This window comes from Pseudomonas juntendi (assembly GCF_009932375.1).
GTDB lineage: Bacteria > Pseudomonadota > Gammaproteobacteria > Pseudomonadales > Pseudomonadaceae > Aquipseudomonas > Aquipseudomonas juntendi.
This window is the reverse complement of sequence record NZ_BLJG01000090.1, coordinates 1-16,734: the sequence shown is the minus strand read 5'-3', so window position 1 is coordinate 16,734 and position 16,734 is coordinate 1. Positions and strand designations below refer to the sequence as shown.

Here is a 16,734-nt window from a genome sequence, read left to right as displayed (position 1 = left end):
ACCGTTGAGTATTTGGCGATGCGCCAGTTTAGTGCCATGTGCCCCCGGCAACAATCGCCGGGCGCGCCTTTCATCATCTGCGTAGAAACCCGCTTGGCTTTGCCGACCACAGCAGTCTAGACTGCGCAGGTTCTTGTCGGGGTGCCTTGAAGCAAAGGCTGAGATCGCAGAGGTGCGGATCCCGTTGAACCTGATCAGGTTAGCGCCTGCGTAGGGAACAAGATTGCTCGCCTTCCCGGGGAGCCTCTTGTGCCAGGTCCGGGATTGTCACAGCTGCATGCAGCTTCAAGGCACCCCCATATCCGGCACTGCATCCACTAATGGATGCGTCCGCGCCATTCAGGTTCACCCCGACATTCCACTGCTAGGAAGCCGTCTGGAGAGCCTGTGATGACCCAACAAGAAAAAACGTTCAACCTCAGCGAATCGGCAAAAGTCGATCAGCAGTCCGTGCAGCCGTTCCCGCGTTCGCGCAAGGTCTATGTGCAGGGCTCGCGCCCGGATATCCGCGTACCCATGCGGGAAATCAGCCTGGCCGACACGCCGACCGATTTCGGTGGCGAGTCCAATGCCCCGGTACTGGTCTACGACACCTCCGGCCCCTACACCGATCCCAGTGTGATCATCGACGTGCGCAAAGGCCTGGCCGACGTGCGGTCGGCCTGGATCGACGCGCGTGGCGACACCGAGCGCCTGGCCGGGCTGAGCTCCGACTTCGGCCAGCAGCGCCTGAACGACGCCGAGCTGGCCAAGCTGCGTTTTGCCCACGTGCGCAACCCGCGCCGGGCCAAGGCCGGCGCCAATGTTTCGCAAATGCACTATGCCCGCCAGGGCATCGTTACCGCCGAGATGGAATACGTGGCCATCCGCGAGAACATGAAGCTGCAGGAGGCGCGCGCCGCCGGCCTGCTCCACGCGCAACATGCCGGGCATAGCTTCGGTGCCAACATTCCGAAAGAGATCACCCCCGAATTCGTGCGCCAGGAAATTGCCCGTGGCCGTGCGATCATCCCGGCCAACATCAACCACCCGGAGCTGGAGCCGATGATCATCGGGCGTAATTTCCTGGTGAAGATCAACGGCAATATCGGTAACAGCGCCCTGGGCTCGTCCATCGAGGAAGAGGTGGCCAAGCTGACCTGGGGCATCCGCTGGGGGTCGGACACGGTCATGGACCTGTCCACCGGCAAGCACATCCATGAGACCCGCGAGTGGATCATCCGTAACTCGCCGGTGCCGATTGGTACCGTGCCGATCTACCAGGCCCTGGAAAAGGTCAACGGGGTGGCCGAAGACCTGACCTGGGAGCTGTTCCGCGACACCCTGATCGAGCAGGCCGAGCAGGGTGTGGACTACTTCACCATCCATGCCGGGGTATTGCTGCGCTACGTGCCGCTGACCGCCAAGCGGGTCACGGGCATCGTCAGCCGTGGCGGCTCGATCATGGCCAAATGGTGCCTGGCCCATCACAAGGAAAACTTCCTCTACACCCACTTCGACGAAATCTGCGAAATCATGAAGGCCTACGACGTCAGCTTCTCGCTGGGCGATGGCCTGCGCCCCGGCTCGATCGCCGACGCCAACGACGCTGCGCAGTTCGGTGAGCTGGAAACCCTTGGCGAACTGACCAAGATTGCCTGGAAGCATGACGTGCAGTGCATGATCGAAGGCCCTGGCCACGTGCCGATGCAGTTGATCAAGGAGAACATGGACAAGCAGCTGGAATGCTGCGACGAGGCGCCGTTCTACACCCTCGGCCCACTGACCACCGATATCGCCCCGGGTTATGACCACATCACCTCGGGCATTGGTGCGGCAATGATCGGCTGGTTCGGCTGCGCCATGCTCTGCTACGTGACGCCCAAGGAGCACCTGGGCCTGCCGAACAAGGATGACGTCAAGACCGGCATCATCACCTACAAGATCGCCGCGCATGCTGCCGACCTTGCCAAAGGCCACCCCGGCGCACAAATCCGCGACAACGCCCTGTCCAAGGCGCGCTTCGAGTTTCGCTGGGAAGACCAGTTCAACCTCGGCCTCGACCCTGACACTGCCCGCGCCTACCACGACGAGACGCTGCCCAAGGAGTCGGCCAAGGTCGCGCACTTCTGCTCGATGTGCGGGCCGAAGTTCTGCTCGATGAAGATCACCCAGGAAGTGCGGGAGTACGCCGCCAAGATCGAAACCGTGGACGTCACGGTCGAGCAAGGCATGCGTGAGCAGGCCGAGCGGTTCCGCCAGGAAGGCAGCCAGCTGTACCACAAAGTCTGAGAACGCTGGGGCCGGCTCCCGCAGGAACCGCGCCAGGCTCAAGGCCAGGGCGTTTTTTGTGGGAGCGGCCTTGCGTCGCGATACGAGGACGAAGTCCTCGCCAGGAACACCAACAACATTGCCGGCGAGCGCCAACCATGACATCACCCAGCCCGTTCTCCCCCGACCACCCGGTCCCCACCCACCAGCGCATTTTCGGCGCGCGTGACCTGTTCTCCCTCTGGTTTTCCCTGGGCATCGGCCTGATGGTGCTGCAAGTCGGCGCCATGCTCGCGCCGGGCCTGGGCCTTGCTGGCGCCGTACTGGCCATTGCCCTGGGCACCGGCGTGGGCGTGCTGTTGCTGGGCGCCGCCGGGGTCATCGGCAGTGACACCGGGCTGTCGGCCATGGGCACCCTGAAGCTCAGCCTGGGCAGCCATGGCACGCGCTTGCCGGCGGTGCTCAATTTGCTGCAACTGGTGGGCTGGGGGGCGTTCGAGATCATCGTCATGCGCGATGCCGCTAGCCTGCTGGGCGCACGTGCGTTCGGTGAGCACAGCGCCTGGAACAGCCCGATGCTGTGGACCCTGTGCTTTGGTGCCCTGGCGACCTTGCTGGCGGTGAGCGGGCCACTGGCGTTCGTGCGCAAGGTGTTGCGCGCCTGGGGTATCTGGTTATTGCTGGGCGCCTGCGTCTGGCTGACCTGGAACTTGTTCGCCAAGGCCGACCTGGCTGAGTTGTGGGGGCGCGCCGGGGATGGCTCGATGTCGCTGGCAGTAGGCTTCGACATCGTCATTGCCATGCCGCTGTCGTGGCTGCCGCTGATCGCCGACTATTCACGTTTCGCCCGCAATGGCAGGCACGTGTTCGGCGGTACCGTGCTGGGGTACTTCATCGGCAATACCTGGCTGATGAGCCTGGGCGTGGCCTACACCCTGGCCTTCGCCGCCAGCGGCGAAGTCAATGCGTTGTTGCTGGCCTTGGCTGGCGCCGGCATGGGGGTTCCGTTGCTGCTGATTCTGCTCGACGAGTCGGAAAAGGCATTCGCCGACATCCACTCGGCGGCGGTCTCCACCGGGGTGCTGCTGCCGTTGAAGGTGGAGCACCTGGCACTGGCCATCGGCGTGCTGTGCACCCTGATCGCCTTGCTGGCGCCATTGGCTCAGTACGAGAACTTCCTGTTGCTGATCGGTTCGGTGTTTGCGCCGCTGTTCGGCGTAGTGCTGGTGGACCACTATGTAGTGCGTCGCCGTGGCCTGCCGGTACAGGTCAAGGGTTTGCACTGGCAGGCGCTCCTGGCCTGGTTCGCGGGGGTGGCGGCCTACCACCTGATTGCCGCCAATGCCCCCGAGCTGGGCGCCACCCTGCCAGCATTGCTGCTGGCAGGTGTGCTGCACGGGCTGTTGAGCTTCAGCCGCGGCCGGGGAACAGTTCCGGCTTGAGCACGCCGTTGAGGCGCGGGTAGGGGATTTTCAGTTCCACGTGGCCCATGGAATAGGGCGCGATGGCGTAGACCTCGTATTTGACCACCAGCGCGCCGTACGTCAGGGCGATGTGCGGCGACTTCTTGAACGGCCAGGTCTTGACGAACTCGGCGTCCTTGTCCATGCCCACGCTCATCAGCCAGGCGCGGTGCGACTCTTCGACGGTTTTCCAGAACGTCTCTTCCTGGCCAGGCAGCAGCATGTCCTGCAGGGTCAGCACCTTGTCCAGCTTGCGGGAGTAGTTGATGAAACCACGCCCAGGCATGCCGTGTGCGCCACCGCTGTCCAGGTAGCTGGACAGTTCGATGATCACCAGGCCGTCATGCTGCTCGCGTACCTTGGCTTGCAGGTAGCTGCTGTTACGTTTGTCGGCACTGGCCAGGTATTGCTGTTCATAGGCCTGCAGGGTGGCCGGCGCGGTGCCATGCTGATTGTCTTCGGTCAGTTGCAGCAAGCGCTTTTCGACGATGCCGTCAAGCTTGGGCAGGGCCGGGAAGTGCACCATGTCGATGTTCACCAGCGGGCAATCGCTTTCGCTGCAACCGGGTTTTACATGCTCCCAGGCGTCGCGTTTGACCTCTAGCGGGGTCCGGTAGTTGGGCGTGAACAGGCTCTGGCAGGCGCCCAGAGCGAGTGCCAGCACGGCCACGGAAGTCAGTTTGACAATGGTCATGATGATCCTTGCAAAAACAGGGAAAAGTCGGCCTTTGACCGTCTGCGCGGCCTTCGGTTCGCCACTAAGCTAACAGAGTGCGCACGTGCTGTCCCGACTGTGCGAATGGTTGCTGGAAAGGGGTGAAACGCGCTGGCGTGCGGAGTAGGATGGCGCGATGCTGTGATTGAGGTAGCGAGGATTTCCATGTCAGACACGTTGAACTCAGTGCCCAGGGCGGTCGAGATCGTCAAGCGGGAAAACTGCTTCCAGGGCTTCTACAAGCTCGACAAGGTGCACTTGCGCCACGAGCTGTTCGCGGGCGGCATGGGGCGCGAGATCAGCCGTGAACTGTTCGTGCGTCACGATGCGGTGTGTGTACTACCCTACGACCCGCTGCGCGATGAAGTGGTGCTGATCGAACAGTTCCGCGTCGGTGCAATGGGCAAGGCCGAAAACCCCTGGCTGATCGAAATGGTCGCCGGGCTGATCGACAAGGACGAGCAACCCGAGGAAGTCGCCCACCGCGAAGCCGAAGAAGAAGCGGGCCTGACTTTCAGTGCCCTGTGGCCGATGACCCGCTACTTCCCGTCGCCTGGCGGCAGCGATGAATACGTGCACTTGTTCCTTGGCCACTGCAGCAGCGAAGGGGCAGGCGGGCTGCATGGCCTGGAGGCCGAGGGTGAAGACATTCGCGTGCGGGTCTGGTCGTTCGAAGATGCCTTGCAGGCCGTGCGCGATGGGCGCATCTGCAACGCGGCGACCATCATCGGCTTGCAATGGCTGGCCCTGAACCGTGACGAAGTACGAGGTATGTGGAAGTGAACCTGCTGCGCGAGCGCTATCGAGTCGACCTGGCCGGGCTGCAGGCTGCCTGTGAGGCCAACTATGCCCGGCTGATGCGCTTGCTGCCGGACATGCGTACTACCCAGAGCTCGCGCCGCATCGGTATGACCCAGGGCGACCAGATGCTTGGCGTGCTGGTGCTCGACGTGGTGCTGGCCTGCCCGTACACCACCACCCTGCATATACGTCAGGAGCACAGCTTGCCGTGGCTGCCGGTGCCGCACCTGGAGGTGCAGGTGTATCACGACGCGCGCATGGCCGAGGTGATCAGCGCCGAACATACCCGGCGCCTGCGCAGCATCTACCCCTACCCGAACGAGGCCATGCACCAGCCAGACGAAAAGGCCCAGCTCAACCTGTTCCTCGGTGAATGGCTGAGTCACTGCCTGGCCTGTGGCCACGAATTGGCAAGCGTTCGCTGACATGCATGCAGACCACCCGCGCCCAGTACATGTGGTGCAACTGACCGACGCCCATCTTTTCGCCGACCCGGCCGGCAGCATGCTGGGCCTCAAGACCCGTGAAAGTTTGGGCCATGTAGTAGCCCAGGTGCGGCGCGAGCAACCGCTTGTCGACTTGCTGTTGTGCACGGGCGATTTGTCCCAGGATGCCAGCATTGCTTCTTATGAAGCTTTTCGTGAGCTGACTGCGCCGTTTGGCGTACCAAGCCGTTGGCTGCCGGGCAACCATGATGAGGCCCGGATCATGGCCGAAGTGGCGCCGGAGTTGGTACAGGCAGTAACCGATATCGGCGCCTGGCGTATTGTGATGCTCAACACGGCGGTGCACGGCGCCACACATGGCTTGCTGGGGGATGACCAGCTGGCAGTGCTGGAGGCCGCGCTGAAAGGGGCGGGCGGGCGCCATTGCCTGGTGTGTTTCCACCATCAACCGGTAGACATCGGCTGCGCCTGGATCGCCCCGATCGGCTTGCGCAATGCCCAGGCGCTGTTTGACATCATTGAAGGTTACCCACAGGTGCGGGCATTGCTGTGGGGGCACGTTCATCAGGAGTGGGATGAAGTGCGCGATGGTCGGCGCCTGCTGGCTACGCCTTCGACCTGCATTCAGTTCGCGGCCCGCAGCGAGGACTTCAAGGTGAGCGAAGAGCAGCCTGGGTACCGCTGGCTGCGCCTGCATGCCGACGGGCGGCTGGAGACCGGGGTGGAGCGGGCGTGGGACTTTGAAGTGAAGCTCGACTTCGATAGCCCAGGTTATTGAGCGGGTTGCGCAGTCAACTGTAGGAGCGGCCTTGTGTCGCGAAAGGGCCGCAAAGCGGCCCCGGCAATATCTGCGGCGAAGCTGAAATTATGGGGGTTGCTTCGCACCCCCTTCGCGACACAAGGCCGCTCCTACAGGGTGCCCTGTTGCAGCCGGCTATGGTGAAGAAATTGTTGCGAAACCCGTGACGCTGCGTCAAAACCCGGCGAACGCGCTACACTGCGCGTCCCTGCGCCCGCATCATCAGGCGCGAAGCCACAGATTCCGGGGGCAGCATGTCGGGTTCCATCCTCTATATCCATGGCTTCAACAGCTCGCCGCTTTCCACCAAGGCGCGCCAGCTCGAAGCGGTCATGCAGCGGCTCGGCCTGGCCGATCAACTGCGGGTGCCCGCCTTGCACCATCACCCACGCCAGGCCATCGCCCAGCTTGAGGCGGCCATCGCCGAACTGGGCGCGCCATTACTGGTGGGCAGTTCGCTCGGCGGCTACTATGCCACCTGTCTGGCGGAGCGCCATGGCCTCAAGGCCTTGCTGGTCAACCCGGCGGTTACCCCGCACAAGCACTTTGACGGCTACCTGGGTACCCAGCGCAACCACTACACCGATGAAACCTGGGAGCTGACCCTGGACCACGTGGAGGCCCTGGCCGAGCTGGAAGTGCCAGCGCCGGTCGATGCCAGCCGCTATCAGGTGTGGCTGCAAACCGCCGACGAAACCCTGGATTACCGCCATGCCGAACGTTATTACCGTGCTTGTGCCCTGCGCATCCAGGCCGGTGGTGACCACAGTTTCCAGGGCTTTGCCGAGCGCCTGCCGGCCCTGCTGGCGTTTGCCGGTATTGCGCGTGGGCAGTATGCAGCGCTCGATTTTTCTGTATTTTGACTTTTTTGCACTCACCAGACTGACGACGAGACCCTATGGCCAATCCCAGCGCTAGCGCCTATAACGCAGACGCCATCGAAGTCCTCTCGGGCCTTGACCCGGTCCGCAAGCGGCCGGGCATGTACACCGACACCAGCCGCCCCAACCACCTGGCCCAGGAAGTGATCGACAACAGTGTCGACGAAGCCCTGGCCGGGCATGCCCGCTCCGTGCAGGTCATTCTGCATGCCGACCACTCGCTGGAAGTCAGCGACGACGGTCGTGGCATGCCGGTGGACATTCACCCCGAAGAGGGCGTGTCCGGGGTCGAGCTGATCCTGACCAAGCTGCACGCCGGCGGCAAGTTCTCCAACAAGAACTACCAGTTCTCCGGTGGCTTGCACGGCGTTGGCATCTCGGTGGTCAACGCCCTGTCGACCCAGGTGCGCGTGCGTGTCAAACGCGACGGCAACGAGTACCAGATGACCTTCGCCGACGGCTTCAAGGCCAGCGAGCTGGAAGTTGTGGGTTCGGTCGGCAAGCGCAACACCGGCACCAGCGTGTATTTCAGCCCCGACCCCAAGTATTTCGATTCGCCGAAATTCTCCATCAGCCGTCTCAAGCACGTGCTCAAGGCCAAGGCCGTGCTGTGCCCAGGCCTGCTGGTCAGCTTCGAGGACAAGGCCAGCGGCGAAAAGGTCGAATGGCACTACGAGGATGGCCTGCGTTCCTACCTGGTCGATTCGGTCAACGAGTTCCAGCGCCTGCCCGATGAGCCGTTCTGCGGTAGCCTGGCCGGTAACAAGGAAGCGGTGGACTGGGCCTTGCTGTGGCTGCCCGAAGGCGGCGACAGCATCCAGGAAAGCTACGTCAACCTGATCCCTACCGCCCAGGGTGGTACCCACGTCAATGGCCTGCGCCAGGGCCTGCTGGATGCCATGCGCGAGTTCTGCGAATTCCGCAACCTGCTGCCGCGCGGGGTCAAGCTGGCACCGGAAGACGTTTGGGAGCGCATCACTTTCGTCCTCTCGATGAAGATGCAGGACCCGCAGTTCTCCGGGCAGACCAAAGAGCGGCTGTCTTCACGCGAGGCGGCGGCATTCGTTTCTGGCGTGGTCAAGGATGCCTTCAGCCTGTGGCTCAACGCCCACCCTGAACTGGGCATGCAACTGGCGGAGCTGGCCATCAGCAACGCCGGCCGCCGCCTCAAGGCCAGCAAGAAAGTCGAGCGCAAGCGTATCACCCAGGGCCCGGCATTGCCCGGCAAGCTGGCCGACTGCGCCGGCCAGGACCCGATGCGTGCCGAGCTGTTCCTGGTCGAGGGTGACTCGGCCGGTGGCTCGGCCAAGCAGGCCCGGGACAAGGAATTCCAGGCCATCCTGCCGCTGCGCGGCAAGATACTCAACACCTGGGAAGTGGACGGCGGCGAAGTCCTGGCCAGCCAGGAAGTGCACAACATTGCCGTGGCCATCGGGGTCGACCCCGGTGCCACCGACCTGGCGCAACTGCGCTATGGCAAAATCTGTATCCTCGCCGACGCCGACTCCGACGGCCTGCACATTGCCACGCTGTTGTGCGCGCTGTTCGTGCAGCACTTCCGTGCACTGGTCGAGGCCGGGCACGTGTATGTGGCCATGCCGCCGCTGTACCGCATCGACCTGGGCAAGGAAATCTACTATGCCCTCGACGAAGCCGAGCGTGATGGCATTCTCGACCGCCTGGTGGCCGAGAAGAAGCGCGGCAAACCCCAAGTCACCCGCTTCAAGGGTTTGGGCGAAATGAACCCGCCACAACTGCGTGAAACCACCATGGACCCGAACACCCGGCGCCTGGTGCAACTGACCCTGGACGACGTGCAGGCGACTTGCGAGCTGATGGACAAGCTGCTGGCCAAGAAGCGCGCCGGTGACCGCAAGAACTGGCTGGAAACCAAAGGTAACCTCGCCGAGGTCATGGTTTGATTCGTCTGCTGCTGGCGGCCTGGCTGGCGCTGGTTGCGCTGCCGGGCCTGGCGGGCGACTGGCCAGAGCTGAAGATGACTGCCGAGCACCCGATAGACGGTATGCGCGGTGGCAACCTGTCTGGCCTGGCATTCTGCCGGGGGGCGTTGTGGGGCGTGTCCGACCGCGACGATGACCGCATCTACCGCTTCGACCAGCAGAGCGCTACCTGGCGCGCGCAGGCGCTTGCCTTCACTGCGCCGCCGGTGCCGGAAAGCGGCCTGCCGTGGGGCCTGAAGTCACGCAACTGGGCGGCGTCGTACATTCGCGGCGGCGCGCTGGACTTCGAAGGCATCACCTGCGACCAGGCTAACAACCTGTACCTGATCAGCGAGGCACACGCTGCGGTGCTGCAACTGCCGCCCGAAGGTGAGCCCGACTGGCTCAAGATCGACCCGGCCATGGTCCGTCAGGCGCGGGCCAGTGGCATGCTGCTGAACTTCAATGCGCTGTTCGAAGGGCTGGCAATCAACCCGGCGGGTGACCGCCTGTGGCTGGCGGCCGAGCGCGAGCGGCGTGGCCTGGTGGCCATCGAACGGCAGCAGTCGGTATGGACCTGCGGGCGCGGTTGCGTGCTGCTGAGCGAGGCTGGGGTCGAGATGCAGCCGCCGCAAATGCCAGAGGCCCGGGCCCTGTCGCGCGACTTTTCCGACCTCGCCTGGTTCGAGGGCAAGCTGTTCACCCTTGAGCGCAACACCTACCGGATATGCCGGCGGGACGCTGACAGCGGCGAGGTCGAGCGCTGCTGGTCGTTCGCCGCCGAGGCGCTGGAGCCGATGCGCCGCTACGATCAGCCGTTCGGCTTGGCCGAGGCGCTGGTGATCGACGGCAAAGGCGCCTGGGTTGGATTGGACAACAACAACGCTGACCGTGCCGACGGCGAGCGGCGCCCGATCGTATGGCGCTTCGAGGCGCCTCAGGGCGGCTGGGGCGCCAAACCGTGAGCCAGGCACCGGGCAAGCGCGCAGGGCGGGTGCTGATGGTGCTCGCCTGGGCGGCTGCGCTGTTTCTGGCCACGCGCTTTTTCGGCCAGTGGGAAGACAGCCAACGTAACCCCAACCGCCAGGTGCAGTCGGAGCACGGCCAAGGTTTCATCGAGGTGCGCCTGCTGAGTAATGGCCAGGGGCATTTCGTGGTGGATGGCGCGATCAATGGCCAAGTGGTGCACTTCATGCTGGACACCGGGGCCACCGACGTCGCGATCCCCGAAGGGCTGGCCCGCGACCTGAACCTGGCGCGTGGCAGCCCGGTGCTGCTGAGTACCGCCAATGGCCGCACCGAGGGCTACCGCACGCGGCTGGCCAGCCTGCAACTGGGCGACATCCACCTGCAGAACGTACGCGCCATTGTCGTGCCGGGCCTGGATGGCCCCACCGTGCTACTGGGCATGAGTGCCCTGCAACAACTTGAATTTACCCAGCGCGGTGGCACCATGCTGCTGCGCCAGAACCTGAAATGACGAGGCCCGCATGAGCGACTCACTGGAACTCAGCCTGGACGGCGTAGAACGCCGCTCACTGGCTGACTTCACCGAACAGGCCTACCTCAACTACTCCATGTACGTGATCATGGACCGCGCCCTGCCGCATATCGGCGATGGCCTCAAGCCAGTGCAGCGGCGCATTGTCTACGCCATGAGCGAGTTGGGGCTCGATGCCGATGCCAAGCACAAGAAGTCGGCGCGTACCGTCGGTGACGTGCTCGGCAAGTTCCACCCCCATGGCGACTCGGCCTGCTATGAAGCCATGGTGCTGATGGCGCAGCCGTTCAGCTACCGCTACACACTGGTCGATGGCCAGGGCAACTGGGGTGCGCCGGACGATCCGAAGTCGTTCGCGGCGATGCGCTACACCGAAGCGCGGTTGTCCCGCTATGCCGAAGTGCTGCTCAGCGAAGTCGGCCAGGGCACCGTCGACTGGGTGCCCAACTTCGACGGCACCTTGCAGGAGCCCGCCGTGTTGCCGGCACGCCTGCCCAACATTCTGCTCAACGGCACCACCGGTATCGCCGTGGGCATGGCCACCGATGTGCCGCCGCACAACCTGCGTGAAGTGGCCAGCGCCTGCGTGCGCCTGCTCGACGAGCCCAAGGCCACCATCGAGCAGTTGTGCGAGCATATTCAAGGGCCGGACTACCCGACCGAGGCCGAAATCGTCACGCCGCGGGCCGAAATCCTCAAGATGTACGAAAGTGGCCGTGGTTCGATCCGCATGCGCGCCGTGTACCGCGTCGAGGACGGCGACATCGTTGTAACCGCGTTGCCCCACCAGGTCTCGGGGGCCAAGGTGCTGGAGCAGATCGCGGCGCAGATGCAGGCCAAGAAGCTGCCGATGGTGGCCGACCTGCGCGACGAGTCTGATCACGAGAACCCTTGCCGCATCGTCATCATCCCGCGCTCCAACCGTGTGGATGCCGACGAACTGATGCAGCACCTGTTCGCCACCACCGACCTGGAAAGCAGCTACCGGGTCAACGTCAACATCATCGGCCTCGACGGCCGGCCGCAGCTGAAGAACCTGCGCACGATCCTGGTGGAATGGCTGGAGTTTCGTACCCATACCGTTCGTCGCCGGCTGCAGCACCGCCTGGACAAGGTCGAGAAGCGCTTGCACCTGCTGGACGGTTTGCTCACGGCGTTCCTCAACCTGGATGAAGTGATCCACATCATCCGCACCGAGGACCACCCCAAACAGGCGCTGATCGCACGCTTCGGCCTGACCGAAATCCAGGCCGACTACATCCTCGAGACCCGCCTGCGGCAGTTGGCGCGTTTGGAAGAGATGAAAATCCGCGGCGAGCAGGACGAACTGCTGAAAGAGCAAGCCAAGTTGCAGGCGCTGCTGGGCAGCGAAGCCAAACTGCGCAAGCTGGTGCGCAGCGAGCTGATCAAGGATGCCGAAACCTATGGCGACGACCGCCGCTCGCCTATCGTCGAGCGCGCCGAAGCCAAGGCGCTGTCGGAAAACGAGCTGATGCCGACCGAGCCGGTGACCGTGGTGCTATCGGAAAAAGGCTGGATACGCTGTGCCAAGGGCCACGACATCGACGCGACCGGCTTGTCGTACAAGGCAGGCGACGGCTTCAAGGCCGCTGCTGCTGGCCGCTCCAACCAGTTTGCCGTGCTGATCGACTCGACCGGGCGCAGCTACTCGCTGGCCGCCCACAGCCTGCCTTCGGCGCGTGGCCAGGGTGAGCCGCTGACGGGGCGCCTGACGCCTCCGCCTGGGGCCACCTTCGATTGCGTGCTGCTGCCAGAGGACGATGCGCTGTACGTGGTCGCGTCCGACGCCGGCTACGGCTTCGTGGTCAAGGGTGAAGACCTGCAGGCCAAGAACAAGGCCGGCAAGGGTTTGCTCAGCCTGCCCAACGGCGCCAAGGTCATGACGCCGCGGCCGGTGGCCAACCGTGAGCAGGACTGGCTGGCGGCGGTGACCACCGAAGGCCGCCTGCTGGTGTTCAAGGTCAGCGACTTGCCACAGCTGGGTAAAGGCAAGGGCAACAAGATCATCGGTGTACCCGGCGACCGGGTCGCCAGCCGCGAAGAGTTCGTCACCGACCTGGCCGTGATCGCCGACGGGGCGACCCTTGTATTGCAGGCCGGCAAGCGTACCCTGTCTCTGAAGCCTGACGACCTGGAACACTACAAGGGTGAGCGTGGCCGGCGCGGCAGCAAGCTGCCGCGTGGGTTCCAGCGCGTCGATAGCTTGCAGGTGGAAGTGCCGGCGTAACCGGTGGAAATGTCTGGAACGGCAATTACAGCGCCGTTCCGGGCAGAAACACTGGAGTCGGACGGTTATTTCGCGGATGATATGGCCCTTGCGGCGCCGGCGTGGTCGTGTGCCCGTTTGAATTTATATGTATCACTGCGGTGTGCCTGTAGGCAGCCGCCTGGATGGGATGATGAAATTTCTGCGCCTTCCACTTGCGCTGTTGATGACTGGCCTGCTGGGGCTGGGCGGGTGCACCATGCACCAGCCTGTCGCCTTGTACCAGCTCGACAGTGGTGATCCTGGCCAGCCGTCGCAGAGTGCGGGCATGGCCGTTGTACTCGGGCCGGTATCGGTGGCCGATTACCTGCAGCGCGAGACGTTCCTGCAGCGCCAGGCCGATGGCAGCCTGAGCGCGGCGACCGACGGTCGTTGGGCGGGTAGCCTGTCGTCGGACATTGACCAGTTGCTGGTGCGCCAGCTGGCCTGGCGCCTGGACAGCCAGCGTGTGGTACTGGCCCCGGCAACGGCCGGTTTCACGCCGGATGTACAGGTGCTGCTGTCGATTACCCGCCTGGACTCGGGCAAGGACCAACCGGCCATCCTCGACGCCCAGTGGCGCCTGCTGGACCGCCGTGGCCGCGTACGTGACAACCGTATCGTGCACCTCGAACAGCCACATGAGGGCAGCGAGTCGTCGCAGGTACAGGCCCAGGGCCAATTGCTGCAGAAGCTGGCCGAGCAGCTGAGCACGGCGGTGAAGCCGCTGGCCAACCAGCCGGCAATCGCTGAAGAAACGCCGAAAAAGCCGGCTGCACCGGTGCAGGTGAAGAAGGCGCCGGAAAAGTCCAGAATCCCGATGGCCTCGCCGATCCGCACCGATATGGAAGTCTATCGGTTCTGACCTAACCGCCAGGTGCAAAAAAGCCCGCGATGCTGCGGGCTTTTTCATGTCTGCGTCAAACCATTGCGAAGCTGGCCCGGGCCCTGTAGGCGCGGCCTGGCGTTGCGAAGGGGCTGCGCCGCAGCCCCAGTGCCCAGAGCAGCCTGTCAGGCCCGACGCTCGTGCATGCGCGCCAGTTGCCGTTCCAGCATCGATGGGTACGGTTCCAGCAGGCGCTCCACGCAGCAGGCGCCCTCAGGGCTGGCAATCGGGCGAATGCGTGCGCGCTGGCGAATCAGTGCGTCATCGCTGATCTGCCGCTCCACCAGCAACAGGTTGCGGCTGTGCTGCGACAGCGCCAGGGCATCCTGGGCTTTTTCGGCGATCAACACGTCTACCAGCTCCAGCCCGTGCAGATCGTTGCCCAATACCAGGCCCAGCTGCAATTGCAAGGTGATGCCGCTGTCGGCCACTTCGATCTGCAGGGCATGGCCCAGGGCGCGCAACAGCTCGCCGCAGCAGATTGCGTTAGTCAGGTAGTCCTCACCACATACGCGGCTGTGGAACAGCACCAGGGTACTGCCATCGTTGAGTGTGTGCGTTTCGCCGTCGTACAGCGATGCCGCATGCTCCAGGCAGTCACGGTAACGCTCGGTCAGTTCGGTCAGGCGGGTACGCGGCAGACGGCGCAGTTGCTCCTGGGAGCCCAGCTGCACCGCGAGGATGGCACTGAAGTGCGGTTCGTCGGACTCGTCTACCACTGCGGTTCTTGGTGCAGTGTCGTCGTCGAGCAGGCCGGCGAACGCTTCGTCATCTTCCTCGTCTGGCACTGCGGCGACCTTGGCGCGCGGCGCGGCCTTGGGTGCCGGGCTGACGTGCTGCGGCTCGTCGAACGGTTCATCGTCGTCTTCCTCAGGCTCTGGCTCGGGCTCTGGTGGCGGCGGTGGCGCCAGGCGCGCATGCAACTGGCGGGCGATGTCGCCGATTTCATCCTGGCGGTCGGTGGCCGGCGTGTAGTACTGCGGGTCGCGCAGCCATACCCGCAACTGCAGCAATGGCAGGGTGATGTAGCGGCCCTGGCGCAAGCTGAGGGCCAAGGCCAGCGCCAGCAGGATGGCCGCCAGAATGCCCATGCTTTGCAGGCTGATCAGCATGGGTTGCTGGAATTGGCTCATGTCCAGGCTGATGCGCAGCTGCCCGGCAGCCACGTCCTGGAAGCTGATCTTGGTCTGGTACACGCCTTCGGCCTCGCCCAGCAGGCTATTGCGCGGGCGTTGCCCGGCTTCGGCGAGGATGCGGTTGTCCACGCTGTAGATGGCCGCGTGGGCCACCAGCGGGTTTTTCACCAGGTTGCCCAGCAGCACGTTGAGGCTGAGGATATCGTTGGCTACCAGCAGTTCGGTCGCCGAAGTGGCCGTTTGCGTGGTCAGGCTCTGGCCGAGGGCGTCGGCCTGTTCGTGCATGGCCTGCTTGAACTGCAGGCCCATCACACAGGCGTAGATCACCAGTGCCAGCGCCACCAGGAAGATGTTGGTGCAGGCGATGCGCAGTGCCAGCGGCACGCGACGTTGACTCAGGGCACGATAGATCATCAGGAAGAAGTTGTCTGGTTTGACGGGCGTGGGCCGGTTCACAGAGCTCGGCTCTTAATGGCAAGAAAGTGGGGGGAGTATAGCGAGCCGGGTTTTGTCGGCAAAGTATCGTTGGCGCCCGATGGTCATGGAAAGTCGGTAGAATGCGCATTTTTCATCGAAGTCGGAGCCAGGTTGTGCGCGAAATCGTCCTGATCAACATCACCGGTGAGGACCGTCCCGGTCTCACTGCGGCAATCACCGGCGTCCTGCTGCAGGGCGGTGTGAGTATCCTCGACATCGGCCTGGCGGTCATGCACGGCACCCTGTCGTTCGGCATCCTGGTCGATATCCCTGACAACGAAGTGGCAACTGCCTTGCTGCAGGGTGTGCAAGCCAAGGCCCACGAGCTGAACCTGCAGGCCCGTTATACGCCGATTTCCGAGGCGGACTACCAGCACTGGGCCGACGGCCATGGTGAGGCGCGCCATGTGGTGACCCTGCTCAGCCGCAAGATCACCCCCGAGCAACTGCAGCGGGTCAGTGCGGTGATCAGCCAGTACGGCCTGACGATCGAACGCATCGAGCGGCTGTCGGCCCGGGTGGCGCTGGACGCCGACACAGACAAGGGCAAGGCGGCGGTCGAGATATCCGTGCGTGGGGTGCCGAGCGATGCCCAGGCCCTGCGTGCCGATTTCTTCGCCCTGGCGCAGGCGCTGAGCGTCGACATTGCCTTCCAGAAAGACGACCTGTTCCGCCGCAACCGCCGCCTGGCGGTATTCGACATGGATTCGACGCTGATCGAGGCCGAAGTCATCGACGAGCTGGCCAAGGCGGCTGGCGTGGGTGAGCAGGTGGCGGCGATCACCGAACGGGCCATGCGTGGCGAGCTGGACTTCCGCGCCAGTTTCAAGGAGCGCATGGCGCTGCTCAAGGGCCTGGATGTGGGCGTGCTGGACGAAATCGGCGCCTCGCTGCGCCTGACCGAAGGCGCGGAAAACCTGTTCGCCGAGCTCAAGCGCCTGGGTTACAAGACTGCCATCCTGTCCGGTGGGTTTACCTATTTTGCCCGCCAGGTGCAGGCGCGCCTGGGTATCGACTATGTGTTCGCCAACGAGCTGGAAGTGGTGGATGGCAAGGTGACTGGTGTGGCGGTCGAGCCGATCGTCGATGCCCAGCGCAAGGCCGAACTGCTGCAGAAACTGGCCAGCGATGAGGGCTTGCAACTGGAACAGACCATTGCCGTGGGCGATGGCG

Annotated in this window: 14 protein-coding genes and 1 riboswitch; of the genes, 12 read left to right on the top strand and 2 right to left on the bottom strand. The window is 63.9% G+C overall.

Annotated elements, in window-relative coordinates; all coding sequences use genetic code 11:
• The first annotated feature begins 127 nt into the window (after positions 1 to 127).
• Positions 128 to 234: riboswitch (TPP riboswitch) on the top strand.
• A gap of 156 nt (positions 235 to 390) precedes the next feature.
• Both thiC and cytX read left to right on the top strand, forming a co-directional pair.
• Positions 391 to 2,271 (top strand): phosphomethylpyrimidine synthase ThiC, encoded by a 1,881-nt coding sequence (gene thiC, locus GYA94_RS12910; protein WP_161892427.1) that lies wholly within the window; start codon positions 391 to 393, stop codon positions 2,269 to 2,271.
• 137 nt (positions 2,272 to 2,408) lie between these two features.
• Positions 2,409 to 3,692 carry a putative hydroxymethylpyrimidine transporter CytX gene (cytX, locus tag GYA94_RS12905; protein ID WP_110676615.1) on the top strand — a complete coding sequence of 428 codons (1,284 nt, stop codon included), beginning with the start codon at positions 2,409 to 2,411 and terminating at the stop codon, positions 3,690 to 3,692.
• Here cytX and GYA94_RS12900 read toward each other — a convergent pair.
• On the bottom strand, positions 3,661 to 4,407 hold the full coding sequence (locus tag GYA94_RS12900; protein ID WP_009681333.1) for an RsiV family protein: 747 nt from the start codon (positions 4,405 to 4,407) through the stop codon (positions 3,661 to 3,663). The genes cytX and GYA94_RS12900 overlap by 32 nt on opposite strands.
• A gap of 186 nt (positions 4,408 to 4,593) precedes the next feature.
• On the opposite strand from GYA94_RS12900, the gene GYA94_RS12895 reads away from it, so the two are divergent.
• The 9 genes from GYA94_RS12895 to GYA94_RS12855 all read left to right on the top strand — a co-directional run bounded on the left by GYA94_RS12895 (position 4,594) and on the right by GYA94_RS12855 (position 13,927).
• Positions 4,594 to 5,211 carry an NUDIX domain-containing protein gene (locus tag GYA94_RS12895; protein ID WP_009681332.1) on the top strand — a complete coding sequence of 206 codons (618 nt, stop codon included), beginning with the start codon at positions 4,594 to 4,596 and terminating at the stop codon, positions 5,209 to 5,211.
• Entirely contained in the window at positions 5,202 to 5,654 is a 453-nt protein-coding gene (locus GYA94_RS12890) for a DUF1249 domain-containing protein (RefSeq protein ID WP_110676616.1), read from the top strand. Before GYA94_RS12895 ends, GYA94_RS12890 begins: the two co-directional genes overlap by 10 nt.
• A 1-nt stretch (position 5,655) precedes the next feature.
• Positions 5,656 to 6,453, top strand: a complete 798-nt coding sequence (cpdA, locus tag GYA94_RS12885; RefSeq protein ID WP_161892426.1) for a 3',5'-cyclic-AMP phosphodiesterase — start codon at positions 5,656 to 5,658, stop codon at positions 6,451 to 6,453.
• Between the two features lie 275 nt (positions 6,454 to 6,728).
• On the top strand, positions 6,729 to 7,337 hold the full coding sequence (locus GYA94_RS12880; protein WP_110676618.1) for a YqiA/YcfP family alpha/beta fold hydrolase: 609 nt from the start codon (positions 6,729 to 6,731) through the stop codon (positions 7,335 to 7,337).
• A gap of 35 nt (positions 7,338 to 7,372) precedes the next feature.
• On the top strand, positions 7,373 to 9,277 hold the full coding sequence (parE, locus tag GYA94_RS12875) for a DNA topoisomerase IV subunit B (protein WP_009681328.1): 1,905 nt from the start codon (positions 7,373 to 7,375) through the stop codon (positions 9,275 to 9,277).
• Positions 9,274 to 10,260 (top strand): esterase-like activity of phytase family protein, encoded by a 987-nt coding sequence (locus GYA94_RS12870; RefSeq protein ID WP_110676619.1) that lies wholly within the window; start codon positions 9,274 to 9,276, stop codon positions 10,258 to 10,260. Before parE ends, GYA94_RS12870 begins: the two co-directional genes overlap by 4 nt.
• Positions 10,257 to 10,775 carry a retropepsin-like aspartic protease family protein gene (locus GYA94_RS12865; protein ID WP_009681325.1) on the top strand — a complete coding sequence of 173 codons (519 nt, stop codon included), beginning with the start codon at positions 10,257 to 10,259 and terminating at the stop codon, positions 10,773 to 10,775. The genes GYA94_RS12870 and GYA94_RS12865 overlap by 4 nt, the downstream gene beginning before the upstream one ends.
• A gap of 10 nt (positions 10,776 to 10,785) precedes the next feature.
• Positions 10,786 to 13,044, top strand: coding sequence for a DNA topoisomerase IV subunit A (gene parC / locus GYA94_RS12860; RefSeq protein ID WP_110676621.1), 2,259 nt, complete (start codon positions 10,786 to 10,788; stop codon positions 13,042 to 13,044).
• Positions 13,045 to 13,216: 172 nt separating this feature from the next.
• Positions 13,217 to 13,927 (top strand): PqiC family protein, encoded by a 711-nt coding sequence (locus tag GYA94_RS12855; protein ID WP_009681322.1) that lies wholly within the window; start codon positions 13,217 to 13,219, stop codon positions 13,925 to 13,927.
• Between the two features lie 146 nt (positions 13,928 to 14,073).
• On the opposite strand, the gene GYA94_RS12850 is transcribed toward GYA94_RS12855, so the two are convergent.
• Positions 14,074 to 15,540 carry an AhpA/YtjB family protein gene (locus tag GYA94_RS12850; RefSeq protein ID WP_110676622.1) on the bottom strand — a complete coding sequence of 489 codons (1,467 nt, stop codon included), beginning with the start codon at positions 15,538 to 15,540 and terminating at the stop codon, positions 14,074 to 14,076.
• A 134-nt stretch (positions 15,541 to 15,674) separates the two neighbouring features.
• On the opposite strand from GYA94_RS12850, the gene serB reads away from it, so the two are divergent.
• Positions 15,675 to 16,734 (top strand): phosphoserine phosphatase SerB (serB, locus tag GYA94_RS12845; RefSeq protein ID WP_161892425.1); only part of this gene is annotated, 1,060 nt, incomplete at its 3' end.

Bases quoted from the DNA above. Each gene is read 5' to 3' on its own strand.
- thiC (WP_161892427.1), top strand. From the start codon at position 391: ATGACCCAACAAGAAAAAACGTTCAACCTCAGCGAATCGGCAAAAGTC.
- cytX (WP_110676615.1), top strand. From the start codon at position 2,409: ATGACATCACCCAGCCCGTTCTCCCCCGACCACCCGGTCCCCACCCAC.
- GYA94_RS12900 (WP_009681333.1), bottom strand. From the start codon at position 4,407: ATGACCATTGTCAAACTGACTTCCGTGGCCGTGCTGGCACTCGCTCTG.
- GYA94_RS12895 (WP_009681332.1), top strand. From the start codon at position 4,594: ATGTCAGACACGTTGAACTCAGTGCCCAGGGCGGTCGAGATCGTCAAG.
- cpdA (WP_161892426.1), top strand. From the start codon at position 5,656: ATGCATGCAGACCACCCGCGCCCAGTACATGTGGTGCAACTGACCGAC.
- GYA94_RS12880 (WP_110676618.1), top strand. From the start codon at position 6,729: ATGTCGGGTTCCATCCTCTATATCCATGGCTTCAACAGCTCGCCGCTT.
- parE (WP_009681328.1), top strand. From the start codon at position 7,373: ATGGCCAATCCCAGCGCTAGCGCCTATAACGCAGACGCCATCGAAGTC.
- parC (WP_110676621.1), top strand. From the start codon at position 10,786: ATGAGCGACTCACTGGAACTCAGCCTGGACGGCGTAGAACGCCGCTCA.
- GYA94_RS12855 (WP_009681322.1), top strand. From the start codon at position 13,217: ATGAAATTTCTGCGCCTTCCACTTGCGCTGTTGATGACTGGCCTGCTG.